Here is an 11399-nt window from a genome sequence, read left to right on the forward strand (position 1 = left end):
ATGACTCTGAGCACCACCAGCCCCGCCCGCCTCGCCGAGTTGCGGGAGGAGACCCGGGCCGCGTACGACGCCCTCGTGGCCCGCGGGCTCGCCCTCGACCTGACCCGGGGCAAGCCGTCCCCGGCCCAGCTGGACCTCTCGACCCCGATGCTCGACCTGGGCGGGGCCGAACTGGGCCCGGCCGGCGCCGGCGCCGACCACCGCAACTACGGCGGCCTGGCGGGGCTCGTGGAGCTGCGCCGGATCTTCGCCGGCGTCCTGCGCGTCCCCGTCGAGCAGCTCCTCGCCCTCGGCAACTCCAGCCTGGCGCTGATGCACGACACGCTGGCGCACGCGGCGCTCTTCGGCGTCCCCGGCTCCGAGCGGCCCTGGTCGGCGGGGCGGACGGCGGTGCTCTGCCCGGTCCCGGGGTACGACCGCCACTTCGCGCTCTGCGAGAAGCTCGGGTTCGAGATGATCCCCGTCGCGATGCGTGACGACGGACCGGACATGGACGCGGTGGAGCGGATCGCCGCCGCCGATCCGGAGGTGCGCGCCATCTGGTGCGTGCCCACCTACGCCAATCCGACGGGCGCGGTCTACGGCGAGGAGACCGTGCGCCGGCTGGCGGCGCTCGACGCGGCGGCTCCGGACTTCCGGATCCTGTGGGACGACGCGTACGCGGTGCACCACCTCACCGACGAGCCCGCGCAGGCGCCCGACGTCCTCGCCCGGTGCGCGGAGCACGGCCACCCGGACCGGCCGCTGGTCTACGGCTCCACCTCGAAGATCACCTTCGCGGGCGCGGGCGTGGCGTTCTTCGGGGCGTCCCGCACGAACGTGGAGTGGCTGACCGGCCACCTCGCCCTGCGGACCATCGGCCCGGACAAGCTCAACCAGCTGCGGCACGCGCTGTTCCTGCGCGACGCCGACGGACTGCGCGCGCACATGGACGCCCACCGCGCCCTGCTGCGCCCCCGCTTCGACCTGGTGGGGCGGGTGCTGCGTGAGCGGCTCGGCGGTCTGGGCGTGGCCACCTGGTCGGAGCCCCGGGGCGGGTACTTCGTCAGCCTCGACGTGCCGGACGGCTGTGCGCGGCGCACGGTCGAGCTGGCCGCCGGGGCGGGCATCCGGCTGACGCCGGCGGGCGCGACCTTCCCGTACGGCACCGACCCCCGCGACCGGAACATCCGGATCGCGCCGACCTATCCCGCCCTGGACGACCTGGAGCAGGCGATGGAGGGCCTCGCCGTCTGCGTCCTGCTGGCCGCGCTCGAACGGAACGCGGCGGCGCCGTCCAGGATCGTCCACGAAGACGAGCACGTCCCGCCCCCGGCGTGATGCTGGGGACCGGCCCAGACGACCGACAAAGGAGAGCCGACATGCTGATGGAACGTCAGGAATTTCGCGACCAGCTCGAGAAGACGCTGCACGAGAAGCTCACCCTGAACCACCCGATGTTCGACATCCTCTTCGACGCCGAGAAGAGCGAGCTGCACACGCTGCAGAAGGTGGCGCTCCAGGGCTACCAGCTGACGAAGCACTTCCTGGACTACATAGAGACGCTCTTCTACTTCTGCCCGAAGGAGGGCCGCCACAAGCGCCGCCTGCTCTTCAACCTCTACGAGGAGGAGACGGGCCGCATCTCGAAGACGAAGAACCACGTCGAGCTGATGCAGGACTTCATCCGCGCCATCGGCATCGACGACGAGACCCGTGACGCCGAGACGGCCCTGCCGAACACGCAGGAGCTGATCGACTACCGCATGAAGGCGTGCAAGAACCCGGAGACGTACCACATCGGTGCGGCCGCGGTGATGATCGCCAGCGAGGGCCAGAACCTGGAGACGCGCGGCGCCGAGGCCCGCGACAGCATCTTCAAGCGGGTGTACGGCCTGAAGGACGAGGACCTGCTGTTCTTCTCCGTGCACCAGGCGGAGGACGTCCACCACGTCCGCCACGGCCTGGACCTGGTCTCCGACATCTGCACCACGGAGAAGATGCAGGAGGAGGCGCTGTACGCCGTCTCCCACACCTGTGACCTCTTCTACAACATGTACGAGGGCGTCTACCAGGAGTACAAGGCCGGCCGGCTCTGACCGCGGACGACGGAGGAGCAGGGATGCCCGTGAAACAGCCGCCCGGGTCGTACTCCCTCGCCACGCACGCCGTGCGCGCGGGCCAGTACCAGGACCTGTCGGATCTCCACAGCGAGGGGCTCGCCCTCACGGCGAGCTACGTGTTCGCGGACGCCGAGGACGCCGCCGAGAAGTTCGCCGGCCGTCGGCCCGGGAACGTCTACATCCGGTTCAGCAACCCGACCACGGCCGCCTTCGAGGAGCGGATCGCGGCCATGGAGGGTGCCGACGCCGCGGTCGCGGTCGGCTCGGGGATGGCGGCGTACACGGCCGTGGCGCTCGGGCTGCTCTCGGCCGGGGACCACGTGGTCCTCGGCGACGGGATGTTCGGCACGACGCCCCGGTTCTTCCGCACGTACATGGAGAAGTTCGGGGTGTCCGTGTCCGTCGCGGACGTCCGGGACCTCGACCAGTGGCGGGACGCGGTCCGGGAGAACACCGCGATGTTCGTGCTGGAGACCCCGACCAACCCGATGATGCACGTCGCCGACCTGCGCGCGCTCTCCGCCCTGGCGGCCGAGCGGGACATCGTGCTGGTCGTCGACAACACCCTGTGCACGCCGGTCCTGCAGAATCCGCTGGCGCTCGGCGCCGACCTCGTCATCCACTCCGCCGCGAAGTACATCGACGGCCAGGGGCGGTGCGGGGGCGGCGTCGTCGCCGGGCGGGCGGACCTGCTCAAGCCGGTGTCGGAGGTGCTGCGCACCGCCGGCCCCAGCCCCAGCGCCTTCAACTCGTGGGTCTTCCTGAAGTCGCTGGAGACGCTCCCGATCCGGATGCGGGAGCACTCGCGCAACGCGACGCTCCTGGCGGAGTGGCTGGAGCAGCACCCGGCGGTGGAGGAGGTCTTCTACACCGGCCTGGAGAAGCACCCGCAGCGCGAGCTGGTCGACGCGCAGCAGTCCGGCCACGGGGGGCTGGTCAGCTTCACCGTGCGCGGGGACCAGGGGGACGCGTGGAACGTGGTCGACAGGCTGTCGCTCATCTCCCTCACCACGAACATCGGCGACACCAAGTCGATGGTCACCCACCCCGCGTCGACGACGCACGGCCGGATGTCGCTCTTCGAGAAGGAGCGCGCCGGCATCGCCCCCAACCTGCTGCGGATCTCGGTCGGCCTGGAGGACGTCTCCGACCTGATGGCCGACCTGGACCAGGCGCTGCGCGCCGTCGACGCCCGGTCGTCGTGACATGAACGTGAAGCCGAACGGGGGCACCATGACCGACACACCCGACGTGACCGGCGGATTACTGCGCATCGGGATCGTCGACCTCTTCTCACCCGCCCCGGAGAGCTGGGCGCGGTACATGTTCGCCACCGCCGTGGAGAGCGCGGCCGGCCGGCTCGGCCTGCCCGTGGAGGTCACGGCGTACGGGGCGGACATGACCCGCCCGACGGCGGACTGCGGGATCGCCTGGGAGGACCTGCCGTCGCTGGACGGGCTGATCGTCACGGGCGGCGAGCCGCGCTACCGCGCGGTGGAGGCCGAACCGGCCCTCGCGGTGGTCGACCGGATCCTGGCCGAGACGGCGGGGAGGGTCGCGTCGACGGTGTACTCCTGCCAGTCGGCGCACGCGGCGCTGCACCTGCTGCACGGGCTGAGCCGCAGCCGCCTGCCGCACAAGCGGCAGGGCGTCTACACCCACCGCGTGCGCGCCCGCGGCCCGCTCACGGCCGGTCTGCCGGACACCGTGCGCGTGCCGCACTCGCGGTGGAACACCATGCCGACCGAGGAGCTGCGGCGCGTGGGCGTCACCGTCGCGCTGGAGACCGAGGACGGCGCCTGGTCCCTGGCGACCGGTGACGACGGGCTGCGGCACGTCTTCTGCCAGGGCCACCCCGAGTACCTGCGGGAGACGCTGCTCAGCGAGTACCGGCGCGACCTGCGCCGGTACGCCGGGGGCGAGGCCGACCACGTGCCGGACCTGCCGCGGGACTACCTGACGGCGGACGCCGAGGACACGCTCCTCGCGTACGCCGAGAAGCTCCGGGAGCAGCGCGACCCCGAGCTGCTCAAGAGCTTCCCCGACCGGGCCGCCGCCGAGGGGATCGAGGACGGCTGGCTGGCGGACTCACGGGCCTTCTTCACCGACTGGGTGCGGGCCCTGAACGATTCGAGAGAGCGGAGTGGGCACCAGCGTGTTGACATGGCACTGGCCCGTCGACGTACGGGCGCATGAGAAGGACCTCGCCAGGATGCTCGCGGCGAGCGCCGCGGACGACGGGATCCTCGGTTACGCCGAGACCCCCTCGGAGGCCCAGCAGGCGGGGTTCGTCGACGGGGTCGAGCAGCTCGTCTCCGGCGGCGGCGGTCACCTCCTGATCGGCGAGGACGGGGAGGGGGTGGCGGCGATGTGCGTGATGAAGACCAACGGCATGCCCAACTGCCGCCACCTGGCCGAGGTGATGAAGGCGTACCTGGAGCCCCGGGTGCGCGGCACGTCGGCCGTCTACCAGCTGGTCGAGCAGGTCTGCGCCAAGGCGACGGAGGTGGGCGTCGAGACGCTCACCATCGACGTCCGGGAGGACTCCAAGGCGCACCGGGTGTGGTCGCGCTTCGGCTTCACCTCCTACGGCGTCCTCGACGACTACGCGCGCGTGGACGGGACGTCGTACCGCGGCCACTACATGCGCCACGGCGTCCGTGAACTGGCGGCCTCCGTGGCCGAGCGGACCCGGGCGCGGTCCGGCGGGGCGGCCGGGAGCTGACTTTGCGTCAGTTCACCCGTCCACCGGCCGGAACGGACGGGGCGCGCGGCATCTGACCGCGTACATTCACAACCCAACCCACCGCACCACGGGCCCGGGACGCCGGCCACGACACAGGCAGGGAGAGACATGCCGCCCTTCGAGGAAGAGACCAGTACGCGCACGCCCGAACCGCCCCCGCCCGGCGGGTCCTCGGCGGCCGGGGCGTCCCGGCACGGGCGGACCCTGCTGTTCGTCGCCGTGGCCCTGGGCTTCGTCATCGCGCTGCTGTCCTCGTCGATCAAGAACACGCTCACGGCGTTCTACGTCTCCATGACGGAGGACTTCGACGTGTCGCGCGGCACGTTCGCGATCGCCCCGTCCGCGTTCATGCTGACGTACGCGGTGGCGTCGCCGGTGATGGGCTTCGTCGCCGACCGGTTCGGCGCGCGCAAGTCCCTCGCCGGCGGCCTCGTCCTCGGCGGCGTGCTCTTCCTGGCGGGCGGCTTCACCCAGTCGTTCGCCGTCTTCACGGTGGTCTACGGGGTGGGCCTGGCGATCTCGTACACGGCGATCTCGTACGTGCCGCTGGGCGTCCTCGTCGACGAGCTGTTCCCCCCGCACCGCCGGGGCGTCACCTACGCGATCCTCATGAACGGCACCGCCGTCGGCTTCGTGGCGCTGCTGCCCCTGTGGATCCAGCTGGACGAGGGGACGGTCTGGCGGTCGGTCTTCCGCTGGCTGGGCGTGGTCCTGCTGGTCGTCACCGTCGTCGCGCTGCTCGTCCTGCCCAAGGAGGGCGGCTCGGCCGGCGTCCCGGCGCAGGAGGGCGCGGCCCCGCAGCGCAAGTCCAGCCAGGGCATGCTCTCCGAGGTGCTCGGCTCGCGGGTCTTCTGGACGATCAGCCTCGCCTTCTTCGGCTGCGGCGTGACGATGGCCTTCGTCGACGTCCACCTGGTGGCCCACCTGGACCACATCGGCCTGGGCGCGAACGTCGCGAGCACCACGGTGGCGCTGCTCGGCGCCGCCGAGATCGTGGGCGCGCTCATCGCCGGCTACTACTGCGACCGCGGCCACGGCGTCAAGGTGCTCGTCCTCAGCTACCTGGTGCGCGCGCTGTCCCTGGTCATCCTCATGGCGGCGCCCACGGCGCTCGCCGCCAACGTCTTCGGGCTGCTCTTCGGCATCACCTACCTGGGCACCGTGGTGGCCAGCTCGATGTACCTGATCAACTCCCTGGACGCCCGCGCCAAGGGCCTCGCGCTCGGCCTCATGTGGTTCATCCACCAGATCGGCGCGTTCATCGCGAGCGAGGGCGGCGGCATCAGCTACGACACGCTCCGGTCGTACGACCCGGTGGTCGTCTTCTCGGCGGCCATCGCGCTCGTCTCCACCGTCATCATCGCGGTGTGGCTGCCGCGCGTCCTGCGCGCCGCCGCCGCCCCGGCCCCCGACGGGAAGACCGCGGACGCGCAAGCCGCCGAAGGGAAGACCGCCGACGGCAAGGCGGTCGACGCGGGAGCCGCCGAGCGCTGACCGGCGCCGGTCACATCCCGTGGCCGTGCCCGTCCAGCTCCCTGCGCTCCCCCTGCTCGACCCCGGTCTCCGCCCCGGCGGGGCGGAGACCGGGCGCCACCACCCCGGCCAGCACGCCGACGTAATACGCCCAGAAGAACAACAGCACGAGCAGCGCGACGAAGCCGAACAACTGCCGCGGCGGAGCCCACCGGGAACTCGCCATCTCTCTCCCCCTCGAAGTCCCGCAGCCGGGAAAAGGTCTCGGTAACGCGATACTAGGCGGGCCGCCGTCGCCCGGGGAACAGCGCCCGGCCCATTCCCGGCCCCCGCGCCGAGACCCGCCCGACCCCGCTCCCGGCCGTATACAAAGCCTCCGGAAAATTCATCGGACCGCGGGAACCGGAGCCCACCCCCAGCCGACCAACATCCCGTCGACCTACGGTCGGTGGACCGCCCGATCCCCTTCTCACCATGCGGATCACGGTTGACGCCGGCGGCGACGGGTACGGTACGGTGACGCGCAGTCGCGCATCAATCACCGGCCTTGACACTTCGGGGGAGGGAGCGGGCCGCGTGTCACAGACGTCGGAACTCGACGGAATTCGGACGCTTGACGAGTTCGTCATCCAGCTGCGTGCGCTGAAGATGAGAGTCGGCAATCCGTCCATCACCGAGATAACACGCCGCGTTCACCGCGACTGGCGGCGGGCGGGGCGACCGAGAAGCGAGTGGCCGGCCCGCTCGACCGTCGGGAACTGTTTCCAGACGGGCCGCCGTCGGCCGAATTCCGACCTCCTGCTGGCGGTGGTGCGGGCGCTGACGATGGACGACCAGGACCTGCTCGCCGCGTGGAGCCGCGCGCTGCACGCGGCCCTCGGCGAGGCGGCCTCCGGCCCCGGTGTGCGGGTCACCGACAAGATCCCGCCGCCGCCCGACGGCACCCTCGTGCGCGGCCCCCTCCTGGACGAGGCGCTGCGCCTCATGGAACTCCCCGGCAACGGCCGCACCGTGGTCCTGGAGGGCCCGGTGGGCGCGGGCAAGAGCACCCTCGCGCACGAGCTCGGCCGCCACCTCGTCACCACGCGCCACGCCCGGGGCCCCGTCCTCGTCGCCGACCTCCACGGCACCCACCCGGCGGCGCCCCCGGCCACGCCCTTCACCGTCCTCGGCCACCTGCTGCGCGTCCTCGGCACGCCCATGGCGGACGTACCGGCCTCCACCGAGCGCCGCACCGTCCTGCTGCGCCGCCTTTTGGCGGGCACCGGGGCGCTGCTGATCCTGGACGACGCCTACGACGCCGATCAGGTACGGCCGTTGCTGCCCGGGCCCCGCGCGGGCCACACCGTGATCACCACGCGGCGCCCGCTCGGCGGTCCGGGGGTCGGCGGACGCGTGCGGGTCCCGCCGTGCGAGACGGCCGACTCGCTGCGGATCCTGCGCGGCGCCGCGGGCGCGGGGCGCATCGACGCGGACCCGGTCGCCGCGACCCTGATCAGCGAGGCCGTGGGTCACCTCCCGCAGGCGCTGGTGATCGTCGGGCGGCACGTCGCCGCCCACCCCGACTGGCCGCTCGCCGACTACCACGAGCACGTCGTCGCCTCGCTCGCGCTGCGCGGCGGCATGGGCCGCGCCTTCGCCGCCTCCGAGCAGCGGGTGTCACGGGACGCGCGCCGCCTGCTGCGGCTGCTGACGCTGCTGCCGGCCGCCTACACCGACGTGCGCACCGCGGCCCGCCTCGCCGGCACGAGCCCGCAGGACGCCGCGGACCGGCTCACCGAGCTCGTCGCGGCCGGACTGCTCGAACACCTCGGGCCGGCTCTGTACGGGCTGGGCAGGCTCGTCCACTCCTACGCCCGGGCCCGACTGCGGCTCGACGAGCCGGTGAGCCGGGTGCAGGAGGCCCTCGCCCGGCTGCACCGGCACTCCGCCCGCAGCGCGGAGGCCGTGGGCCGCTGAGCACCCGGACCCCGGGCCCGTCGGCGGGTCGGGGCGGGGCCGGGCGGGACCGAGGGGGCCCGACGGCCGGGCGCCCCGGCCGTCGACCTCGCACCTGTGAGGTACCGCGGCGTCCGGCCCTCCGGTGACGTGGTCCCCACAGCGGCACACCGCGGACGACCACGCCGCTGCCGGAACCCGTCGAGGGGGAACGACCATGTTCGAGAAGATCGCGCGCGGCGCCGCCGCACTGGTGCTGACGACACGGCGTCATCGCCGCCGGCTCCGCCCACCGCCCAGGCCGGCGGGCAGGGGGCGCGGCGGCGGGACGACGGGGGCTGCGAGGTCGGCGGCGCGGGCGTGCACCAGAGCCAGGCCGACCGGCAGGCCCAGCCACCGGTGGTACACCTACGGGGCCCACGGCAACCGGGTCGGCACGAAGATCGTCTTCGACCGACACCCGGGCGCCAAGACGCAGATGCGCTTGCACCACAGCGGCGCCGACCGAACGGGCCACATCGTCCACAGCCGGAGCCACCAGGCGATCGACATCACGCCGGTGAACAGTCCGCCTCTTCGCGTGACGCGTCCGACGGGGTGACGTTCGCGCGGCACGCGGCACGCCACCGGCCGCCCGACCCCGCTCCGTGGCTACAGTGAGGGCCTCCACGCGATCCGTGGAGGCCCTCACTCCTGCCCGTACGCGCGGCGATAGGTTTCTGCCCGCGTGGCCGACGGTGGGGCGGGTGGGACTCGAACCCACGGCCGACGGATTATGAGTCCGCTGCTCTAACCGGCTGAGCTACCGCCCCGTGCGGCGCGTCGCGCACATTTGTGCGCGCCGTCTGCCGCAGCATAGCCGCTCATACGATCTCCTGCTCCGGATGGTCGGCAACGCACGTCCTCAAGGACTGCCGGGGCCCGCCGATGGTTCCCGACGCGCCGGAAGAAAAAGAGAGAGGGCCCCGTAGGACCCTCTCTCGTCACCGCTCCCCCGGCTGGACTCGAACCAGCAACCCTCCGGTTAACAGCCGAATGCTCTGCCAATTGAGCTACAGGGGACCGCGCTCCCCCGACTGGACTCGAACCAGTAACCTGCCGGTTAACAGCCGGCTGCTCTGCCAATTGAGCTACAGGGGATTGCTGCGTTGCACCGAACGTACCCACCGGGGGCCTCCCGGGCGGCGCTCGCTCGCTGCGACACATACATTAGCGCAAGCTGGGGGGTGCTCCGCCAATCGGTTCCGCCCCGGCCTGCCGGGTGTGACCCCCGCCCCTGCGGGCAGGCGGCCGGCAGCGACGCCTACGGAGAAGGGTGGCAGCCATGCGGTACAAGATCACGTTCGCCGTCGGAGCGGCGGTGGGGTACGTCCTGGGCACCAGGGCCGGCCGGGAACAGTACGAGAAGCTGCGCGCCTCGGCACGCCGGCTCTCGGCGAACCCCGCCGTGCGCAACGTCGCCGAGTCGGCCACGCAGACCGGCCGGCAGGTGGCGGGCCGGGCGTACCACACGGTGAGCGTGCGGGTGGGCGACCGGATGCCGGAGGCGGTCTCCGAGCGGGTCAGGTCGCTGCGGGGCCGCGGCCAGGGCGCCGAGGACGAGTGGGGCACGAGCAACACCTGACCCGGCTGGGCGCGGACGTTCCCGACGGGCCGGTTCCGGGTCGGAGTACGGCAGAATCTCCTTCATGGGGATAGTCGCCGGGTTGGACAGTTCGTCGGGTTCCACGCGCATCGTCGTCTGCGACGCGGACACGGGCGCCGTCCTGCGCCAGGGGTACGCCGCGCACCCCCTCGAACCGAAGGCGACCGAGGTCGACCCGCAGGCGTGGCTGCTCTCGCTCGGCGAGGCCGCGGCGGGCGGGCTGCTCGAAGGAGTGCAGGCCATCGGTGTCGCCGCGCAGCAGCACGGCCTCGTCCCCCTGGACCACCAGGGCGCCCCCGTGCGGGCCGCGCTCGTCGGCAACGACAAGCGGGCGCAGGTCGCGGCGGCGGACCTGGTCGAGTCGCTGGGCGGACGGCAGGCGTGGGCGGAGGCCGTGGGCTGCGTCCCGGGCTCGGCGCACCCGGTGGCGAAGCTCCGGTGGCTCGCCCGCACCGAACCGGAGGCCACGCGGCGGATCGCCGCGGTCCTCCAGCCGCAGGACTGGCTGGTGTGGCAGCTGCTGGGCCGGCCCGCCCGGCGGACCACCGACCGGGGCGGCGCGTCCGGCACCGGCTACTGGTCGGCGGCGTCCGGGTCGTACCGGCCGGACCTGGTCGAGCTCGCGCTGGGCCACCGGGCGGCGCTGCCCGAGGTGCTGGGACCGGCGGAGGCGGCGGGCGTGACGCCCGAGGGGCTGCTCATCTCCGCGGGCACCGGAGAGACCATGGCCGCCGCCCTGGGGCTGGGGCTCGGCCTCGGGGACGCCGTGGTGTCGCTCGGGGCGTCCGGCTCGGTGATGGCGGTCCACCACACGGCGCTCACCGACGGCCAGGGCATGATCACGGCGTTCGCCGACGCGGCGGGGACCCACCTGCCGGTGGTCTACACGTCGAACGCGGTGCGGGCGCTGCGCGGCACGGCGGAGATGCTGGGCGTCGAGGGGCTGGAGGAGCTGTCGGCGCTGGCGCTGAAGTCGACGCCGGGCGCCTCCGGACTGGTGCTCCTTCCCTACCTGGAGGGTGAGCGCACGCCACCGCTGCCGCACACGGCCGGCACCCTGAGCGGGCTGCGCCGCGAGTCGATGAAGCCCGAGCACCTGGCCCGGGCGGCGTTCGAGGGCATGCTCTGCTCCCTCGCCGACGCGATGGACGTGCTGCGCCGGCGCGGCGCCGAGGTACGGCGGGTGTTCCTGCTCGGTGCCGCGGCGGAACTGCCGGCCGTGCAGGCGGCGGCGCCCGCGATCTTCGGCGCGCAGGTCGTCGTGCCGCAGCCCGCCGACTACACGGCGCTGGGCGCCGCCCGCCAGGCCGCCTGGGCGCTCGGCGCGGCGCACGGCACGCTCACCGCGCAGGCGCCGCCGGCCTGGCGGGGCGCCGCGGCGCAGGTCTTCGAGCCGGGCGAGGAACTGGCGGTGGGCCAGGCGGTGCGCCAGCAGTACGGCGCGACCCGCGACCAGCTGCACCCGGGGGCGTTCGGCGCGTAGGGGCGCCGGGAG

At 73.0% G+C, this 11399-nt stretch carries 10 protein-coding genes and 3 tRNA genes; 9 read left to right on the forward strand and 4 right to left on the reverse strand.

Annotated features, from left to right (window positions below):
• The 6 genes from NRO40_RS08810 (at nucleotide 1) to NRO40_RS08835 (ending at nucleotide 6342) form a co-directional block, all read left to right on the forward strand.
• The gene (locus NRO40_RS08810; RefSeq protein WP_058942227.1) at nucleotides 1-1320 is read left to right on the forward strand and encodes an aminotransferase class I/II-fold pyridoxal phosphate-dependent enzyme; all 1320 of its coding nucleotides are present in this window, start codon (nucleotides 1-3) and stop codon (nucleotides 1318-1320) included.
• A gap of 41 nt (nucleotides 1321-1361) precedes the next feature.
• Nucleotides 1362-2078 carry a TenA family transcriptional regulator gene (locus tag NRO40_RS08815; protein ID WP_058942226.1) on the forward strand — a complete coding sequence of 239 codons (717 nt, stop codon included), beginning with the start codon at nucleotides 1362-1364 and terminating at the stop codon, nucleotides 2076-2078.
• A gap of 29 nt (nucleotides 2079-2107) precedes the next feature.
• A complete protein-coding gene (locus NRO40_RS08820) occupies nucleotides 2108-3307 on the forward strand; it encodes an O-succinylhomoserine sulfhydrylase (protein WP_257375364.1) in 1200 nt (399 codons plus the stop codon).
• A 28-nt stretch (nucleotides 3308-3335) separates the two neighbouring features.
• On the forward strand, nucleotides 3336-4298 hold the full coding sequence (locus NRO40_RS08825; RefSeq protein WP_157901844.1) for a homoserine O-acetyltransferase/O-succinyltransferase family protein: 963 nt from the start codon (nucleotides 3336-3338) through the stop codon (nucleotides 4296-4298).
• Complete coding sequence (locus NRO40_RS08830; RefSeq protein WP_157901843.1) at nucleotides 4258-4827, forward strand: GNAT family N-acetyltransferase; 570 nt, start codon at nucleotides 4258-4260, stop codon at nucleotides 4825-4827. Before NRO40_RS08825 ends, NRO40_RS08830 begins: the two co-directional genes overlap by 41 nt.
• Nucleotides 4828-4956: 129 nt before the next feature.
• On the forward strand, nucleotides 4957-6342 hold the full coding sequence (locus NRO40_RS08835; protein ID WP_058942222.1) for an MFS transporter: 1386 nt from the start codon (nucleotides 4957-4959) through the stop codon (nucleotides 6340-6342).
• Nucleotides 6343-6352: 10 nt separating this feature from the next.
• Here the strand turns inward: NRO40_RS08835 and NRO40_RS08840 are convergent, their stop codons facing one another.
• The gene (locus tag NRO40_RS08840) at nucleotides 6353-6547 is read right to left on the reverse strand and encodes a hypothetical protein (RefSeq protein WP_058942221.1); all 195 of its coding nucleotides are present in this window, start codon (nucleotides 6545-6547) and stop codon (nucleotides 6353-6355) included.
• 350 nt (nucleotides 6548-6897) lie between these two features.
• On the opposite strand from NRO40_RS08840, the gene NRO40_RS08845 reads away from it, so the two are divergent.
• The gene (locus NRO40_RS08845) at nucleotides 6898-8280 is read left to right on the forward strand and encodes a hypothetical protein (RefSeq protein WP_157901842.1); all 1383 of its coding nucleotides are present in this window, start codon (nucleotides 6898-6900) and stop codon (nucleotides 8278-8280) included.
• A 717-nt stretch (nucleotides 8281-8997) separates the two neighbouring features.
• Here the strand turns inward: NRO40_RS08845 and NRO40_RS08850 are convergent.
• The 3 genes from NRO40_RS08850 to NRO40_RS08860 form a co-directional block, all read right to left on the reverse strand.
• Nucleotides 8998-9071: transfer RNA gene (locus NRO40_RS08850), tRNA-Ile, on the reverse strand.
• A 177-nt stretch (nucleotides 9072-9248) separates the two neighbouring features.
• A tRNA-Asn gene (locus NRO40_RS08855) sits at nucleotides 9249-9321 on the reverse strand.
• Nucleotides 9322-9326: 5 nt separating this feature from the next.
• Nucleotides 9327-9399 (reverse strand) — tRNA-Asn (locus tag NRO40_RS08860).
• A 184-nt stretch (nucleotides 9400-9583) separates the two neighbouring features.
• Between NRO40_RS08860 and NRO40_RS08865 the strand changes: the two genes are divergently transcribed.
• Both NRO40_RS08865 and NRO40_RS08870 read left to right on the forward strand, forming a co-directional pair.
• On the forward strand, nucleotides 9584-9883 hold the full coding sequence (locus NRO40_RS08865; RefSeq protein ID WP_058942219.1) for a hypothetical protein: 300 nt from the start codon (nucleotides 9584-9586) through the stop codon (nucleotides 9881-9883).
• A gap of 64 nt (nucleotides 9884-9947) precedes the next feature.
• Nucleotides 9948-11387 (forward strand): FGGY family carbohydrate kinase, encoded by a 1440-nt coding sequence (locus NRO40_RS08870; RefSeq protein ID WP_058942218.1) that lies wholly within the window; start codon nucleotides 9948-9950, stop codon nucleotides 11385-11387.
• Nucleotides 11388-11399 lie beyond the last annotated feature (12 nt).

The organism is Streptomyces changanensis, assembly GCF_024600715.1.
Taxonomy (GTDB): Bacteria; Actinomycetota; Actinomycetes; order Streptomycetales; family Streptomycetaceae; genus Streptomyces; species Streptomyces changanensis.